Source organism: Mesorhizobium sp. MC2-1-1 (assembly GCF_057597255.1).
In genome coordinates, this window is sequence record NZ_CP195205.1 from 4,867,547 (window position 1) to 4,883,290 (window position 15,744).

General features: G+C 65.1%; 15 protein-coding genes. 6 read left to right on the top strand and 9 right to left on the bottom strand.

What is annotated here, in order from left to right:
• Positions 1–2: 2 nt before the first annotated feature.
• The 4 genes from ACR64R_RS24115 to bcoG are packed head-to-tail and all read right to left on the bottom strand — an operon-like array spanning position 3 to position 3,877.
• Positions 3–1,166, bottom strand: a complete 1,164-nt coding sequence (locus tag ACR64R_RS24115; RefSeq protein WP_487358750.1) for an acyl-CoA dehydrogenase family protein — start codon at positions 1,164–1,166, stop codon at positions 3–5.
• A 4-nt stretch (positions 1,167–1,170) separates the two neighbouring features.
• Positions 1,171–2,310, bottom strand: coding sequence for a carnitine 3-dehydrogenase (locus tag ACR64R_RS24120; protein ID WP_487358751.1), 1,140 nt, complete (start codon positions 2,308–2,310; stop codon positions 1,171–1,173).
• Between the two features lie 2 nt (positions 2,311–2,312).
• Complete coding sequence (locus tag ACR64R_RS24125; protein WP_487358752.1) at positions 2,313–2,939, bottom strand: HD domain-containing protein; 627 nt, start codon at positions 2,937–2,939, stop codon at positions 2,313–2,315.
• A 14-nt stretch (positions 2,940–2,953) separates the two neighbouring features.
• A complete protein-coding gene (gene bcoG, locus ACR64R_RS24130) occupies positions 2,954–3,877 on the bottom strand; it encodes a 3-dehydrocarnitine:acetyl-CoA trimethylamine transferase BcoG (RefSeq protein WP_487358753.1) in 924 nt (307 codons plus the stop codon).
• 133 nt (positions 3,878–4,010) lie between these two features.
• On the opposite strand from bcoG, the gene ACR64R_RS24135 reads away from it, so the two are divergent.
• Positions 4,011–4,991 (top strand): GlxA family transcriptional regulator, encoded by a 981-nt coding sequence (locus tag ACR64R_RS24135; RefSeq protein WP_487358754.1) that lies wholly within the window; start codon positions 4,011–4,013, stop codon positions 4,989–4,991.
• 63 nt (positions 4,992–5,054) lie between these two features.
• On the opposite strand, the gene ACR64R_RS24140 is transcribed toward ACR64R_RS24135, so the two are convergent.
• Both ACR64R_RS24140 and xylA read right to left on the bottom strand, forming a co-directional pair.
• Positions 5,055–5,258, bottom strand: a complete 204-nt coding sequence (locus ACR64R_RS24140; protein WP_487358755.1) for a hypothetical protein — start codon at positions 5,256–5,258, stop codon at positions 5,055–5,057.
• Between the two features lie 198 nt (positions 5,259–5,456).
• Entirely contained in the window at positions 5,457–6,782 is a 1,326-nt protein-coding gene (gene xylA / locus ACR64R_RS24145; protein ID WP_487358756.1) for a xylose isomerase, read from the bottom strand.
• Between the two features lie 112 nt (positions 6,783–6,894).
• Here xylA and ACR64R_RS24150 point away from each other — a divergent pair, with 112 nt between their 5' ends.
• Positions 6,895–7,257 (top strand): nuclear transport factor 2 family protein, encoded by a 363-nt coding sequence (locus ACR64R_RS24150; RefSeq protein ID WP_487358757.1) that lies wholly within the window; start codon positions 6,895–6,897, stop codon positions 7,255–7,257.
• 74 nt (positions 7,258–7,331) lie between these two features.
• Here the strand turns inward: ACR64R_RS24150 and xylB are convergent, their stop codons facing one another.
• The 3 genes from xylB to ACR64R_RS24165 form a co-directional block, all read right to left on the bottom strand.
• Positions 7,332–8,786, bottom strand: coding sequence for a xylulokinase (xylB, locus tag ACR64R_RS24155; protein ID WP_487358758.1), 1,455 nt, complete (start codon positions 8,784–8,786; stop codon positions 7,332–7,334).
• Positions 8,787–8,869: 83 nt separating this feature from the next.
• Positions 8,870–10,189, bottom strand: a complete 1,320-nt coding sequence (locus tag ACR64R_RS24160; RefSeq protein WP_487358759.1) for a tetratricopeptide repeat protein — start codon at positions 10,187–10,189, stop codon at positions 8,870–8,872.
• 124 nt (positions 10,190–10,313) lie between these two features.
• Positions 10,314–10,937 (bottom strand): LysE family translocator, encoded by a 624-nt coding sequence (locus tag ACR64R_RS24165; protein WP_487358760.1) that lies wholly within the window; start codon positions 10,935–10,937, stop codon positions 10,314–10,316.
• 331 nt (positions 10,938–11,268) lie between these two features.
• On the opposite strand from ACR64R_RS24165, the gene ACR64R_RS24170 reads away from it, so the two are divergent.
• The 4 genes from ACR64R_RS24170 to ACR64R_RS24185 all read left to right on the top strand — a co-directional run bounded on the left by ACR64R_RS24170 (position 11,269) and on the right by ACR64R_RS24185 (position 15,658).
• Positions 11,269–11,937 (top strand): L,D-transpeptidase, encoded by a 669-nt coding sequence (locus ACR64R_RS24170; RefSeq protein WP_487362537.1) that lies wholly within the window; start codon positions 11,269–11,271, stop codon positions 11,935–11,937.
• A gap of 82 nt (positions 11,938–12,019) precedes the next feature.
• Complete coding sequence (locus ACR64R_RS24175; protein WP_487358761.1) at positions 12,020–13,186, top strand: diphosphate--fructose-6-phosphate 1-phosphotransferase; 1,167 nt, start codon at positions 12,020–12,022, stop codon at positions 13,184–13,186.
• Entirely contained in the window at positions 13,186–13,932 is a 747-nt protein-coding gene (locus ACR64R_RS24180; RefSeq protein WP_487358762.1) for an MBL fold metallo-hydrolase, read from the top strand. The genes ACR64R_RS24175 and ACR64R_RS24180 overlap by 1 nt, the downstream gene beginning before the upstream one ends.
• Before the next feature lie 187 nt (positions 13,933–14,119).
• Positions 14,120–15,658: a DegQ family serine endoprotease gene (locus tag ACR64R_RS24185; RefSeq protein ID WP_487358763.1), complete on the top strand. Its 1,539-nt coding sequence runs from the start codon at positions 14,120–14,122 to the stop codon at positions 15,656–15,658.
• Positions 15,659–15,744 lie beyond the last annotated feature (86 nt).

A 15,744-nucleotide genomic window follows, 5' to 3' on the forward strand; every position in this document is an offset into this window, starting at 1 on the left:
TTTCACGCCCCGAACGGCCGAAGCAGCGCCCGCGAAATGATGTGACGCTGGATTTCCGAAGTGCCTTCCCAGATGCGCTCCACGCGCGCGTCGCGCCAAATGCGCTCCAAGGGCAGGTCGTCCATCAACCCCATGCCGCCATGGATCTGGATGGCTTCGTCGGCGACGAAGGCCAGCATCTCCGTGGCTTTCAGCTTAGCCATCGCCATGTCCTGGTCGGTGACGGTGCCCTGATCGTACTTCCAACCCGCTTCGAACACCATCAGGTCGGCGGCCTTGAGCTCGGTTGCCATGTCGGCGAGCTTGAAGGAGACGCCCTGGAACTTGCCGATCTGCTGGCCGAACTGCTGGCGCTGCGCGGCATATTCTATGGCATGCGACAGCGCCCGCTCGGCGCGGCCGAGACAGGTGGCGCCGACCTGAAGGCGGGTCGCGCCGAGCCAGGAATTGGCCACGTCGAAGCCCTTGTGCACTTCGCCGAGCACCTGGGACGCCGGCAGCCGGCAGTCGTCGAATTCGAGGATCGAGTTGGTATAGCCGCGATGCGAGACGTTGCGGTAGCCGTCGCGTACCGAAAAACCCTTGGTGCCCTTGTCGACGAAGAAGGCGGTGATCTTCTTGCGCTTGCCGCGCGGCGAATCCTCCTCGCCCGAGGCCATGAAGACGATGGCGAAGTCGGCGATGTCGGCATGGGAGATAAAGTGCTTGGTGCCGTTGAGCACCCAGTCCGAACCGTCCTGCACGGCGGTCGCCTTCATGCCGCGCAGGTCGGAGCCGGCGCCCGGCTCGGTCATTGCCAGGCAGTCCCACTTCTCGCCGCGGATGCAGGGGAAGAGATACCTTTCGCGCTGCTCCGGCGTGCCGGCGAGCAGGATGTTGGACGGACGCGCCACGCAGGTCCAGTGCAGCGCGTAATTGGCGCGGCCAAGCTCTTTCTCGTAGAGCAGCCAGCTTACCGTATCGAGTCCGGCGCCGCCGACATCGGCCGGCATGTTGGCCGCGTAGAGCCCGGCCTCGATTGCCTTGGCTTTCAATTCGTCGATCAGCTCGCGGCGCAGCTCGCCGGTACGCTCAACCTCGCGCTCATGCGGGTAAAGCTCGTTCTCGACGAAGGCACGCGTCGTTTCAACGATGAGCTTTTGCTCTTCCGAAAGACCGAAATGCATCGCTTCAGCCCTTCTTCTTGCTCTTCTTTGCCTTGTCGGCCTTCCCGGCCTTTGCCGGCTTTTCAACCTTTGCCGGCTTCGCGGCCTTCTTCGCCGGCTTGGCCGCCTTGCCCTTTGCCGGAGCCTTGGCCGGGGGCTTCTTCGCCGCCAGCTTGGCAAGCTGCCTAGTATAATCCTTGTGCAGCGCGCCGGCACCCCAGCCCTTGCCTTTGTTCTGCTTCGACAGCGCTTCCATGATCGCGACCAGATTGTCGTCGCGGATCTTTTCCAGTTCGCGGATCGACAGGCCGTGCGCTTGCTCGTCCGACTGGGTTGCGATCAGATCGACTAGCTCGTCGTTGAACTCCGGCACGTCCATCAGCTTGGTCCACGGCCATTTCAGGCACGGCCCGAACTGCGCCATGAAGTGGCGCATGCCGGCCTCGCCGCCGGCGACGCGATAGACCTGGAACATGCCCATCTGTGCCCAGCGCAGGCCGAAGGAATAGCGCATGATGTCGTCGAGTTCCTCGACGGTGCAGATGCCGTCCTTGACCAGCCACAGCGCTTCTCGCCAGGCGGCTTCGAGCAGCCGGTCGCCGACGAAGGCCTCGATCTCCTTGCGCACCACCACGGGCTTCATGCCGATCGAGGCGTAGATCTCCTTGGCGACCTCGATCGCCTCGGGGAAGGTCTGCTCGCCGCCGACGATCTCGACCAGCGGCAGCAGATAGACCGGGTTGAACGGATGACCGACCACAAGCCGTTCCGGGTGCTTCTTCATCGCCACCTGCATGTCGGTCGGTTTGATGCCGGAGGTCGACGAACCGACGATCGCGTTGGCTGGCGCATGCGCGTCGATCTCGGCCAGCACCTTGTGCTTGAGGTCGAGCCGCTCCGGCACGCTTTCCTGGATGAAGTCGGCATCGGCCACCGCCTCGGCGATGGTCTTGGCGAAGGTGAGCTTGCCCTCCTTGGGCAGGCCGCCGGGCAGCATCTGCTTGTAGGCACGGCGCGCGCCCTTCATCACTTCGGCGACCTTGCGGGAGGCCTCGGGGTCCGGATCGAAGATCGAGACATCGATGCCGTTGAGCAGCAGCCGCGCCACCCAGCCGGCGCCGATGACACCGCCGCCGATGGCGGCCGCCTTGTTGATGCTGCTCATGGTCAGGCTCCGGTTCTTTTCCTGGCTGTTTCGGGATCGGTTAGGGCCACGCGCTCGCCGGCGCGGATCACCGCCGGGTCGTAGGCCTTGCGGGCGAAGACTTCGAGCACGAAGGGCCGGAAGAACTCGGCCGACAGCGTCTCGTAGTCGGGATCGAAGCTCGACTGGTCCCAGCGCTCGCAGAACTGGTCGCAGTCGCCGAAATAGGGATGGCCGGCGAAGCGGTCGCGGGCGTGCCGGTTGCCGCCCAGATGATGCGCGTAATAGAGGCGCTGGAAGTCGCCGTGCTTTTCCACCACCCAGGTGCATTGCTCGCGCACGAAAGGCTTCAGGATCGTCGCGGCATATTCGTCGTGGTTGTGGGGCGCGTAGATGTCGCCGATGTCGTGCAGCAGCGCGCAGACGATCCAGTCGGTGTCTGCGCCGTCGCGCCAGGCGCGCGTCGCCGCCTGTAGCGAATGGCCGAGCCGCGTGATCTTATAGCCCGACAGGCCTTCGTCGAGCTGCACGAGGGCTTCGAGCAACCGGTCGCCGGTCTTGGCGGCGTAATCGATCTCATGGGCGGTCAGGAATTCGTAGTCTTCCCTGTCGCCATCCTTCATCGCGGTGAATTTGACGGTATCAGCCATGACCAGCGCCCGCCTTACGCCGCGGCGGCGAGCGGCGCCCGTTTGGTGAGGTTCAGCTTCTTGCGCACTTCCTCCGGCCCGAGGATCCGGGCGCCGAGATTGGTGACGATGCTCGCCGCGCGTTCGACGAGCTGCGCGTTGGTGGCCAGCACGCCCTTGTCGAGCCACAGATTGTCCTCCAGGCCGACGCGGACATTGCCGCCGGCAAGCACCGCCGCCGCCGCATAGGCCATCTGGTTGCGGCCGATCGAGAAGGCCGACCAGTTCCAGGTTGAGGGCACGTTGTTGACCATCGCCATGAAGGTGTTGAGGTCGTCCGGCGCCCCCCATGGCACGCCCATGCAGAGCTGCACCAGCGCGTCGGGATTGAGCACCTTCTCCTCGACCAACTGCTTGGCGAACCACAGATGGCCGGTGTCGAAGGCCTCGATCTCGGGCTTGACGCCCAGCGCCGTCATCATGCCGCCCATGGCGCGCAGCATGCCGGGCGTGTTGGTCATCACATAGTCGGCCTCGGCGAAATTCATCGTGCCGCAATCCAGCGTGCATATCTCCGGCAGGCACTGGCGCACATGCTCCATACGGTTCGAGGCGCCTCCCATGTCGGTGCCTTTCTCGTTGAGCGGCAGCGGCGCTTCCGGCGAACCGAACACCATGTCGCCGCCCATGCCGGCGGTGAGGTTCAGCACCACATCGACATTGGCCTCGCGTATACGCTCCGTCACTTCGCGGTAGAGATGCACGTCGCGGCGCGGTTTGCCGGTCTCTGGGTCGCGCACATGGCAGTGAACGATCGCGGCGCCGGCCTTGGCCGCGTCGATCGCCGATTCGGCGATCTGCTTCGGCGAGCGCGGTACGTGAGGGCTGCGGTCCTGCGTGCCGCCGGAGCCGGTCACGGCACAGGCAATGAAGACCTCACGGTTCATCGCGAGCGGCATGGTTTATCCTCCCAGATTCGATCAGCCACGCATGCCACCCAGAAGCGGGAGCCGACAACGGCACGGCATGCACGGGGAATTCATCAAGAATGCCCGACTTGCCGGAAACTGTTTTGCGTTTTACGAAGGACTCATGATAAAAAGCGAAAAGCCTACGATCTTTCGATCCGAACGCGAGAAGCTCAAGGTGACGTTCCTGGTATTCTCGGGTTCGTCGATCATGTGCGTCGCCTCCGCGGTCGACCCGCTGCGCGCCGCCAACCGCATTTCGGGCGAGACGCTGTTCGATTTCAAGCTGGTCTCGGTTACCGGCGAGGCGCCGGTCACCACCTGCGGCCTGCCGGTGGCGGTCAGTGGGCGTTTCGACGCCGCCGAACCAACCGACATGCTGGTGGTCGTCGCCGGCTTCGGCACGCAGAACTACGCCACGTCGGCGCTGCTCGCGGGCCTGCGCAGGGCGGCGCGCGCGGCCCGCGCCTGCGGCGGGGTCGAGGCCGGCACGTGGCTGGTGGCGCGCGCCGGCCTGCTCGAGGGCCGCAGCGCCACCACACACTGGGAGGACATGGAGGATTTTTCCGCTGCCTTTTCGGGCGTCGACGTGCGGCCGGATCGCTATGTCATCGACGGGCCGGTCTTCACCTCCGGCGGCGCCTCGCCGACCTTCGACCTGATGCTGCATCTGGTCCGCACAAGGCTCGGCATGGCCGCCGCGCTCGATGTCGCCAGCGTCTTCATCTACGACCAGGCGCGCGCCGCGACCGACGCGCAGCCGCTGGTGTCATTGGGCCGGCTCGACGGCTATGATCCGCGGCTTGCCCAGGCGATCCGGCTGATGGAAGCGCATGTCGATGAGCCTCTCACCATTGATGCGTTGGCCAGGCGCGCCGGCGTCACCGCGCGGACGCTCGAAAGCATATTCCGCAAATCGATCGGCGAGACCCCGGGCGCCTATTATCTGAGGCTGCGCCTCAGCGCCGCCCGCCGCCTGGTGGTCGACACGCGCATCGCCATGGCCGATATTGCCGGGCGTACGGGCTTTTCATCCGCAGCGGCATTTTCCAGGGCATTTTCAAGAGCTTTCGGCGAGGCGCCGGTCAGGCTTCGCCGAGGGTAGGACGTCAGGCGCGCTTTGATTAAGCGGCATCTGCCGCTCGCTAAGCGGCAGCCTGCTGCTCGCTCAAGCGGCGGTCTGCCGCTCGCTCGAACCGTCCATCTGCGAGCGCATCTGCCTCGCCAGACGGATTTCGAAGCGGTTGCTGACGGCGCGATCCCATTCGGTCTTCACGTCGTCCGTCGGCCGCGGCAATGCCATCAGCCGGTCGATGATCGATCCGGTCTCGCCGGACGAGAGCAGGGCGTCGATTTCGCGTTCGTGCTGCATATCGGTTCGCCTCCTTCTTCTTCACCCGCCACAGGAGGCATCTTTATACGAGTTCCGTGACGGCTGTTTGAAGGCAAGAACGAGGTGATTGAGGGGCGGGGCGAGGCAAAGTTTTGTCGCGTGATTCCGACCCCGCGAATGCAATTTCAGGCCTGCCCCGCGTCCCGATTGCTCGGGCGCGGGGCGGCCTGCCGTTCTTTAGACATACCTGTTGACGATGTTTTCGAGCAGTTCCTGCCGCCCGGAGCGCGGCTGCGGCTCGATCTTCTTCTTCACCACGCGTTCGGCGATCTCCTCCAGCGTGCGCTTGCCCGACAGCATCGCCTTGCCTTCGGCGGAGTTCCAGCCGGCATAGCGTTCGGCGAGCGGGGCCGACAGCGCCTTGTCCTCGATCATCTTCGCCGCCGCCTTCAGGCCGCGCGCGCAGGCATCCATGCCGCCAATATGGCCGATCAGCAGATCGTCCGGGTCGAGCGACTGGCGCCTCAGCTTGGCGTCGAAATTGGTGCCGCCGGTCTTGAAGCCGCCGCCCTGCAGCACCTGGTAATAGGCCAAGGCCATTTCCGGGACGTTGTTGGGGAACTGGTCGGTGTCCCAGCCCGACTGGTAGTCGTTACGGTTCATGTCGATCGAACCGAAGATGCCGAGCGCATTGGCCAGAGCCAGCTCGTGCTCGAAGGAATGGCCGGCGAGGATTGCGTGGCCCTGCTCGATGTTGAGCTTCACTTCCTTCTCCAGCCCGAAGCGTTTCAGGAAGCCGTAAACCGTGGCGACGTCGTAGTCGTACTGGTGCTTGGTCGGCTCCTGCGGCTTCGGCTCGATCAGGATCGTGCCCTTGAAGCCGATTCTGTGCTTGTAGTCGACGACGAGGTTGAGGAAGCGGCCGGCCTGCTCCTGCTCGCGGGCAAGGTCGGTGTTGAGCAGCGTCTCATAGCCCTCGCGCCCACCCCACAGCACATAATTCTCGCCCTTGAGCTTCTTGGTGACGTCGATGCATTTCTTCACCGTCGCCGCCGCATAGGCGAACACGTCCGGGTCGGGATTGGTGGCCGCGCCCGCCATGAATCGGCGATGCGAGAAGAGGTTCGCCGTGCCCCACAGCAACTTGACGCCGGTCTGCTTCATCTTGGTTGCGAAATAGTCGGTGATCTCGTCGAGACGCGCGGCGCTCTCGGAAAAGTCCTTGCCCTCGGGGCGGACGTCGGCGTCGTGGAAGCAGAAATAGGGCGCGCCGAGCAGCGAGAACATCTCGAAGGCGACGTCGGCCTTGAGCTTGGCCAGTTCCATCGTGTCGACGCCGCCCGGTTTGGCGAACCAGGGCCGGTCGAAGGTCTGGCCACCGAACGGGTCGCCGCCCGGCCAGGCGAAGGAATGCCAATAGGCGACGGCGAAGCGCAGATGGTCTTCCAGCCGCTTGCCGGCCACCATCTCGTCCGGATTGTAATAGCGGTAGGCCAAGGGATTGGTCGAATCCGGTCCCTCATATTTGATCTTCTTGATGTCGCCGAAAAATCCGCTGCTCATGGTTTCCTTCCTCTCCAAGTGCCTTTGCCCGATTACCTCAGGCGTAATTGGTTTCGCTTCCATGCGGCGTGAAAAGGGTCATGTCGAAACGATCCAAAGAAGGATGAACACCATGACGGACCTCAACACGATCGCCCGCAACTACATCGCCGCCTGGAACGAGAGCGACGCGACCCGCCGCAACGCGCTGCTCGAAGCGGCGTTCACCAGCGACGTCAGCTATCGCGACCCGGTCATGCAGGGCGACGGCCATGACGGCGTCGCAGCGTTGATCGACGGTGTGCAGCAGCGCTTCGTCGGCTTTCGCTTCTCGCTGAAAGGCGAGCCGGATGGTTTCGCGGACCGCATCCGCTTCTCGTGGAACCTGGGGCCCGAAGGCACGGAGTCCGTTATCGAAGGCACCGACATCGGCGTCATCGAGGACGGCCGCCTCAAGAGCGTGACCGGCTTCCTCGACAAGGTGCCGGCGCAGTGAGGCGCTGAAGCTGCCAATCTCCCCCCTAGTGGGGGAGATGCCCGGCAGGGCAGAGGCGAGCGCCTCGAGCCGGCTCACGCGGTTACAGCCCTGATCGCCGGATAGAGCGCCCGATAGCGCTGGTAGGCATCGGCAAAGGCGCCGCTCAGCCCGGCGTCCGGCTCGATCGTCGCATCGGTTGCCGGCGCGGTGCATACGGCAAGCGGATCGGTGCCCGTCGCCGCAATCAGGCCGAGCCGCGCCGCGCCGAAAGCGGCGCCGAAATCACCGTCGGCCGGGATGTCGATCGGCAGCTGCAGCGCGGTGGCGATCGCCTTCAGCCAATAGCGTGAACGCGAGCCGCCGCCGATCGCGGTCACTCGCGTCAGTGTCGTGCCGGCCGTCTTCAGCGCCTCAAGGCTGTCGCGGAAGGCGAAGGCGACGCCCTCGAGCACAGCCTGCGTCAACACCGGCCGGCCAGACTCGTGCCCAAGCCCGGTGAAGGAGCCGCGGATGGCGGAATCATTGTGCGGCGTGCGCTCGCCTGAAAGATAGGGCAGGAAAGATACGCCCGTCGGCGCCTTGAGTTTGTCGCCTAGCTCGCCGGTCAGGTCGCCGGCGCTTTTTCCGGTGATTTCCGACAGCCAGTTGAGCGAATCGGTGGCGGACAGGATGACGCCCATCTGGTGCCAGGTGCCGGGCAGCGCATGGCAGAATGTGTGCACCGCGCTTTCCGGATTGGGCAAATAGGAGGCGTTCGCCGCAAACAGAACGCCCGACGTGCCGAGCGACACGAAAGCCTGGCCGGCGCCGACCGTGCCCATGCCGCAGGCGGAGGCCGCATTGTCGCCGGCGCCGCCGGCAACCGCGATGCCCGCCGCAATGCCCCATTTCGAGGCGAGCTCACCGCGCAGGGCGCCGGCCTTGGCCGTGCCTTCGGTGAGCGACGGCATCTGTTTTTCGTCGAGCGACGTCGCCGCCAGCAACTCGGGCGCCCAGCGGCGCTTGCCGACGTCGAGCCATGAGGTGCCGGCCGAATCCGACATCTCGGAAATATGCTCGCCGGTCAGCCAGAGGCGCAGATAGTCCTTGGGCAGCAGCACCTTGGCCACTTTGGCGAAGATCGCCGGCTCGTTGTTCTTCACCCAGGCGAGCTTCGGCGCGGTGAAGCCCGGGAAGACGATGTTGCCGGTGAGCTTGCGAAAGCGCGCATCGGCGTCGAGCGCTGCAGCCTCGACATGGCTGCGCGTGTCGTTCCACAGGATGCAGGGACGCAGCACCTTGTCCGAGGCATCGAGCAGGGTGGCGCCATGCATCTGGCCGGAAAGGCCGATGCCCTTGACGGCGGCCAGCTCTCCCGGATGGGAAGCCTTCAGCTCGGCGAGCGCCGTCTCGCAGGCCTGTATCCACTGCGCCGGGTCCTGCTCCGACCAGCCGGGATGCGGACGCGAAACGTCGAGCGAGCCATGGCCGGCGCCGATGACCTTCTGGCCGTCGTCGATCAGCAGCGCCTTGACGCCTGAGGTACCCAGGTCGAGGCCGAGAAACATGATTTCCTCCCATTGCCTTTAATTTTTTCGGATTCTCGAAAAAATCTGGCTTGGCCAGTTTTTAAGACAAGATGCGCTTCGGGTCAATTCTCAGACAAATCGGACGCCCGCAACGATAGCAGCGTCGATAGCGGGCTGTCCGGCCGGGCTAGCTGGCGTTCGGCCGTCAGGGCGCGCGCAAGCGCCGTGTCGCCGGCGCGCAAAGCGGCCTCGATCAGCGTCAGGTCGATCACGTCGCGCTGCGCATGGCTGCCGCCGAAACGGTGGGCAATCGAGCGGATCGGTCGGATCAGGCGCACGGCCTCGTCATAGTCGTCTTCGCCGAAGGCCTTGATCGCGCATGTGAGCGGGTGGCCGACATCGCGGGTGAAGGCGGCGTTGTCGTCATTCCCGCGCATCGCCTCGCGCTGCGTTTCCAGCAAGATCCGCGCCGGCGCTTCCAGCCCGGCGCCGACAAAGGCCATCATGGCATGTGCGTCGTTGAAGGCGTAATTGCCGGCGCCTTTCGGCATCCAGTTGGTGGCGAGTGCCGCCCAGCGGTCGCCCACATTGATGCCGCCCAGATGGAGACGCCACAGGATCGCCGAGGCGTCGACCATGTTGAGCGCCAGTGTCGAGCGCGCTCCATAGATCGGTCCGTCATAGAGCCTGAGCACTTCGTCGACCTCGCCGAGATCGTAGTGGAACAATGCCAGGTGCCACCAATTGTGGACCTGGAGAAAACTCTCCCGCGACCACGCCTCCGGATTGGCGCGCATCCAGGCGATGCCGTCCCTTTGCCGGCTCTGCATCTCCATGACATGCGCGACCGCATGTTGTGCCCAGCCGTCGCGCGGCTCGATCCCGACAGCCTCTCGGCCGAAGGACTCGGCGCGCGCATAGTCGCCCATCTCCTCCAGCCCGAAGGCCTGCATGCCGAGGATGGCGTGGTATCCCGGCATGCCTTTTTCCCAGGCCGGCAGCGCCCGGCCGATACGGTCGCGCAGCATGCGCGCGTTGCCGGTGAAGAAATCGATCTGGTGCCCGACCTGCAGCGCCAGCGCATCGCGCGGGTTGTCGATCGCGATATCCTCGAGGATGCGGGAGGCTTCATGCCATCGCCCTTGGACCAGGTGGCCAAGCGCCGCCACATGGGCCTTTTCGCGCGGCGTGGCGGCAAGGGGAAGCGCCGCTTGGTGGCTCGACCGGGCGACCGCCGTCGCGTCCCGCTCGGTGGCGAGGCCGAACAGGTAACCCCTGAAGACATGCCCCATGACGAAGGCCGGGTCGTCTCCAATGGCTCTGTCGATCGATCCGACCGGATCGCCGATGAAGCATTGCAGTTCATGCACGGCGCGGGCGTAGGACGAGAAACCGGCCTCGGTCGCTCCGGAATAAATGAGGCCGAATGCGTCCTTCAACATGCTGTCCTCGCTATCGGGCGGCTTTTGCGCTCGGGATGCGACCCTGGAGCGATCCTAGAGCATCCCGCACCGACCCGCCAACGGCGCACACATGGCTTCGCAGTGCCTCGGCTTGTCCCTGGGCCTAGCTGCCTGACCGCATCGCCACCGTGGCGATGCCGGCGCCGACCAGCAGCGTGCCGCCGGTGCGGTTGAAGATACGGATCGCCTTCGGGTTGCGCACGATCGCGCGGGCCCTGGACGCGATCAGCGCGTAACCGAAGGCGTTGAGGAAGGCGAGCGTCAGGAAGGTCGTCTCGAAGATGAGCATCTGCGGCCAGAAGTCGGCATGTCGGTCGAGGAACTGCGGCAGGAAGGCGACGAAGAAGGTGATGCTCTTGGGGTTCAGCGCCGTCACCAGCCAGGCATGCGCCGTCATCCTTGCCGCCGAGACGGCGTCGGTGCGCGGCTCGGCCTTCAGCGCGCCGCCGGCGCGGAACAGTTTTATGCCGAGATAGATCAGGTAGCCGGCGCCGATCATCTTGAGCACGGTGAATACGGTGGCCGAAGCCGCGAGCAGCGCGCCGATGCCGAGCATCGACAGCGTCATGGCGGTGAAGTCGCCAAGCGCCACGCCCGCTGCCATCGGCAGCGCCGTGCGCCAGCCCTGTCCCAGCGCGTAGGAGACGACGAGCAGGATCGTCGGGCCCGGAATGACGAGAAGGATGGAAGAGGCGGCGGCGAAGGCGGCCCAGTTTTCGAAGGACATTTCCCTGCTCCTTGAGCGCAAAGAAAAGGATAAATCCTGGGGTCGCCGCGAATGTAAAGGGCCTGTTGGAAAAATCCACGGCGCCCGTGCCTCGGGGCCATCGGCCGCCGCAACGATCCGTTAGGGTTAAGCCCGGTCCGCTCGCTTTCACCCTTTTTCAACCATGAGTGGCGAAAATGCCTGCGATCCGGCCGGACCGTGCTTCCGCCGGCAGCGTAGGGTTTGGTGCATGCGCGAGTTGCCGCAAAGTTTGACGCCGCCTTCCAACGGCGCCGCAATCGATACCGAAATTCAACTTTCCCGCCGCGCCGTGCTTTCGGGCGCCGGCGCCATGGCGCTGCTCGGCTTTGCCGGTTGCAGCACCACCGACACGCTCGACCTGCCACGGACGCAGCTCGACAACACCGTTACCGGTTCCGTGCCCCCGATGCGCCCGGCGATCAGCGTCGACAAGAACATCACCGGCCCCGACGTCATGTACGCCTCGCTCACCGATGGCGGTTTCGAGGTGCCGGCCGTGCCTTGGCAGAAAGTCAAGCCGCAGTTCCGCCGCCAGATCGTCGTCGACAAGACCGGCGAGGCGCCCGGCACCATCGTCGTGCATCTGCAGGAGCGCATGCTCTATCTGGTGCAGCCGGGCGGCGACGCCATCCGCTACGGCGTCGGCATCGGCAAGGACGGTTTCCGATGGTCGGGCCGCGCCAACATCCAGTACGGCCGCGAATGGCCGGTATGGACGCCGCCGCCGGAAATGATCCAGCGCAAGCCGGAACTGGTGAAGTGGCAGGGCGGCCAGCCCGGCGGCCTCACCAACCCGCTGGGGGCCCGCGCGCTCTACATCTACCAGAACGGCAAGGACACGGGCTACCGCATCCACGGTTCGCCCGAATGGTGGAGCATCGGCCAGGCGATGTCGTCGGGCTGCGTGCGGCTGATCAACCAGGACATCATCGACCTCTACAGCCGCGTTTCCAAGAAGAACCCGGTCGTCGTGGTCTGATCCTTTACTGCATCTCCCGTTGCACGACGCCGCAAGACAGGCGAAGGTGCCCTGAAAACCTTCGCTCCGGGGAGAAAAAGGCATGGCTGGAACCTTCGTCATCGCGCAGGGCGGCGGCCCGACCGCCGTCATCAACCAGACGGTTGTCGGCGCGACGCTGGAAATCCGCAAGCGTCATCCCGGCGCCAAGGTGCTGGGCTCGATCCATGGCGTGCGCGGCATCCGCGACGGCAACTATGTCGATCTCTCCGCCGTCCCCGAGGACAGGCTGCGGCTGATCGCGGGCACGCCGAGCGCCGCCCTTGGCTCGACCCGCGACAAGCCGGACGCCGCCTATTGCGAGGTCATCCTCAACGGCCTGAAAAAGGTAGGCGCCGACGCCTTCATCTATATCGGCGGCAACGACACGTCGGGCACGCAGCAGATACTGACCGATGCCGCCGGCGGCTCGATCGCCTTCGTGCATGCGCCGAAGACCATCGACAATGACCTCGAGGAGAACGACCACACGCCGGGTTTCATCTCGGCGGCCGAATTCGTCGCCGGCGCCTTCCTCTCCGTCGATCTCGATTTCCGCGCCCTGCCCGGCATCTATGTCGGCATCGTCATGGGCCGGCATGCGGGCTTCCTCACCGCCGCCGCGGCCGCGTGGCAGCTCGATCCCGACAGCGGCCCGCATCTGGTCTATGTGCCGGAGCGCGCCTTCTCGGCGAAGCGGTTCATCGATGAAGTGCGCGAAAAGCTGGACCGCCATAAGCGCTGCATTGTCGCCGTCTCGGAAGGCGTCAGCACCGCCGACGGCAAGGCGCTGGTCGAAAGCCTGGTGCCGCCGGAGAAGCTCGAACGCGACCAGCACGGCAACGTGAAACTGTCGGGCAGCGACCTGACGGCGGCACTCGAACACGCGCTCGCCGAAGGTCTGCCCGGCAAGCGCGCGCGGGTGGACGCGTTGGGCTACATGCCGCGCGGCTATGTCGGCGCCATCAGCGCCGTCGACGCCCGGGAAGCCTTTGAGGCGGGGGCCTTCGCGGTCTCCGTCGCCGGCGAGGGCGGCGGCTCGGTCGCGATCCAGTATGACGGGTCGAAGACCGTGCTGAAGAAGGTGCCGCTGAAGGCGGTGGCCGGCAAGACGCGCCATATGCCCGACGATTTCATGCAGCCGGACGCGAACCAGCTTTCGCAAGCCGGCATGGCCTATCTCAAGCGGCTGGTGCCTGAAAAATACAAGATAGGGAAGCCGTTCGTCTGATGGGCGGGCTCGTGGTGGGTGAGTGGTTCGGCAAGACGAAAGTCGACGCCGGCACGACGATGCTGACCGAGCCTTTCGTGCATGATTTCGTTCGCGCCAACATCTGGTATCTGAAGGGCCGCGACGCCGATCTTCTGGTCGATACCGGCATGGGCATACGCCCGCTGGCGCCTGAGATCGACACGCCGGCCGGCAAGCCGCTGATCGTCGTCGCCACGCACATCCATCTCGACCATGTAGGCTCGCTGCACGAATTCCCGCTGCGCCTGGGGCCGAGGATGAGCGCGGCGGGGTTCGACGCGATGGATGACGCCGTCACCTACGCCTACATGTTCCACAATCTCGACGGCGCCGTCTCGAAGCTGCCTGAGCTGGGCTGGAAGGCTTCCGATTACCGTATCCCCTCGGCGCCGCTGACACGCGCGCTCGACGAGGGTGATATCGTCGATCTCGGCGACAGGAAATTCCGTGTGCTGCACCTGCCCGGACATTCGCCGGATTCCATCGCGCTCTTCGACGAAGCCGATGGCCTCTTCTTCGCCGGCGACGCCATCTATGACGGTATGCTGATCGACGATCTGCCGGATTCGGACCGCACCGCCTATTGCCGCACCATGCAGCGCCTGCTCGACCTGCCGATCCGCATGGGCCATGGCGGCCACGGCCCAAGTTTCGACCGCGCCAGAATGCGCGAAATTGCCTTGTCCTATCTGCGCCGGCGGGAACGGTTCGTGAGCGGCCTCTGAATTAAATCTTTGTAAGGTCACCCAAAGGCCCTGATTCGGGCCATTCCGCGTCCTAAATCTTGATCGTCGATCCGGCCGGCTGCCATGCGCGGCGAGGCGGGCATTTCCCGGTCGCCGACACGTCGACGGGCGCTCCTCTAAAAGCGCCTGCGGCGCTGGATCAACCACTCGCCCGGACAGAACGACCATGTCACCATCAAGCATTCTTCGCAGACATCGCGTCGCCGCCCTGCTGGGCGCCGCGCTGATCATCTCTCCCGTCGTCGTCTCCTTTGCCCAGAGCAATGCGGGCCTCAGCACCGTAGCCGCCACCACCCAGACGCCCGTGGCCGGCATCACGGCCCCGAACGGTTCCTTCGCGCCGATCATCGCCGTGACCAAGCCGGCTGTTGTCACCGTCACCACCGTCATGAAGGCGCAGCCCGAGACGATGGGCGAAGGTTCGCCCTTCGGCGGCAACGCGCCTTTCGATCAGTTCTTCCAGCAGTTTTTCGGTGACCAGGGCATGCCGATGCCGAAGGCGCCGCCGCAGCAGCAGGGTCAGCGCGCCGAGGCGCTTGGCTCCGGCTTCATCGTCGGTGCAGATGGTACCATAGTCACCAACAACCATGTGATCGACGGCGCCAGCTCGATCAAGGTAACGCTCGACGACGGCACGGAGCTTCCCGCCAAGCTCGTCGGCCACGACGCCAAGAACGATCTGGCGGTGCTCAAGATCAAGGCCGACAAGCCTCTGCCGACGGTCAAATGGGGTGATTCCAACAAGCTGATGACCGGCGACCAGGTGCTGGCGATCGGCAATCCGTTCGGCATCGGCACCACGGTCACCGCCGGCATCGTCTCGGCGCGCGGCCGCGACCTGCACAGCGGGCCGTTCGACGACTTCATCCAGATCGACGCGCCTATCAACCACGGCAACTCCGGCGGCCCGCTGGTCGACGTCACCGGCAACGTCATCGGCATCAACACCGCCATCTATTCGCCGAACGGCGGCAGTGTCGGCGTCGGTTTTGCCATTCCGTCCGATCAGGCGCAGAAGGTCGTCGCCAAGCTGATGAAGGGCGGCGACATCGAATACGGCTATCTCGGCGTTCAGATCCAGCCGGTCACGCAGGATGTAGCCAGCGCCATAGGCCTGGATCATGCGGGCGGAGCGCTGGTCTCGGCGGTCACTCCAGGCTCACCTGCCGCCAAGGCCGGGATCGAAACCGGCGATGTCATCACCGGCTTCGCCGGCGAACAGATCAAGGATCCGAAGGACCTGTCGCGCGCCGTCGCCGACGTGTCCCCGGGCGCCAAGGAAACGCTCGATGTCTGGCGCAAGGGCAAGATGATGCAGATCTCGGCAGACGTCGGCCGCAACGCCGATGATCAGAAGACCGCATCAAACGGCAACGAAGGCGCCAGTCCGTCGACCGGCCAGCGCGTTCCCTCGCTCGGCCTCGGCCTGACCGACCTCACGCCCGATATCCGCGACCAGCTCAACCTCGCCGACAACCAGCACGGGGCGGTGGTCGAGCGGGTCAATCCGGACAAGGCGGCTTCGGCCGCCGGCATCCAGCCCGGCGATGTCATTGTCGGCGTCGACCAGGTGCCGGTAAGGACGGCCAGGCAGGCCAACCAGGCAATCGCCGAGGCCGGCAAGTCCGGCAAGAAGTCGGTGCTCTTGCTGATCGATCGCGGTGACGCGCAGATCTTCGTCGCGGTGCCGTTCGCCGCCGGCTGAGAAAGGGCCGGGCAGGGCCCGCCGGCGTCTCCGGCGGGCTCTCTACCCCCAAAATTTCTGTTGCCCCTCGAGGCGTCTTCGAGAAC

What these genes read in the sequence shown, in the direction of transcription:
- ACR64R_RS24160 (WP_487358759.1), bottom strand. Translation starts at nt 10,189, where the DNA reads ATGTTGAAGGACGCATTCGGCCTCATTTATTCCGGAGCGACCGAGGCC.
- ACR64R_RS24135 (WP_487358754.1), top strand. Translation starts at nt 4,011, where the DNA reads ATGATAAAAAGCGAAAAGCCTACGATCTTTCGATCCGAACGCGAGAAG.
- ACR64R_RS24120 (WP_487358751.1), bottom strand. Translation starts at nt 2,310, where the DNA reads ATGAGCAGCATCAACAAGGCGGCCGCCATCGGCGGCGGTGTCATCGGC.
- ACR64R_RS24115 (WP_487358750.1), bottom strand. Translation starts at nt 1,166, where the DNA reads ATGCATTTCGGTCTTTCGGAAGAGCAAAAGCTCATCGTTGAAACGACG.
- ACR64R_RS24150 (WP_487358757.1), top strand. Translation starts at nt 6,895, where the DNA reads ATGACGGACCTCAACACGATCGCCCGCAACTACATCGCCGCCTGGAAC.
- ACR64R_RS24175 (WP_487358761.1), top strand. Translation starts at nt 12,020, where the DNA reads ATGGCTGGAACCTTCGTCATCGCGCAGGGCGGCGGCCCGACCGCCGTC.
- ACR64R_RS24185 (WP_487358763.1), top strand. Translation starts at nt 14,120, where the DNA reads ATGTCACCATCAAGCATTCTTCGCAGACATCGCGTCGCCGCCCTGCTG.
- ACR64R_RS24170 (WP_487362537.1), top strand. Translation starts at nt 11,269, where the DNA reads ATGGCGCTGCTCGGCTTTGCCGGTTGCAGCACCACCGACACGCTCGAC.
- ACR64R_RS24180 (WP_487358762.1), top strand. Translation starts at nt 13,186, where the DNA reads ATGGGCGGGCTCGTGGTGGGTGAGTGGTTCGGCAAGACGAAAGTCGAC.
- bcoG (WP_487358753.1), bottom strand. Translation starts at nt 3,877, where the DNA reads ATGCCGCTCGCGATGAACCGTGAGGTCTTCATTGCCTGTGCCGTGACC.
- ACR64R_RS24165 (WP_487358760.1), bottom strand. Translation starts at nt 10,937, where the DNA reads ATGTCCTTCGAAAACTGGGCCGCCTTCGCCGCCGCCTCTTCCATCCTT.
- xylB (WP_487358758.1), bottom strand. Translation starts at nt 8,786, where the DNA reads ATGTTTCTCGGCCTCGACCTGGGTACCTCAGGCGTCAAGGCGCTGCTG.
- ACR64R_RS24125 (WP_487358752.1), bottom strand. Translation starts at nt 2,939, where the DNA reads ATGGCTGATACCGTCAAATTCACCGCGATGAAGGATGGCGACAGGGAA.
- ACR64R_RS24140 (WP_487358755.1), bottom strand. Translation starts at nt 5,258, where the DNA reads ATGCAGCACGAACGCGAAATCGACGCCCTGCTCTCGTCCGGCGAGACC.
- xylA (WP_487358756.1), bottom strand. Translation starts at nt 6,782, where the DNA reads ATGAGCAGCGGATTTTTCGGCGACATCAAGAAGATCAAATATGAGGGA.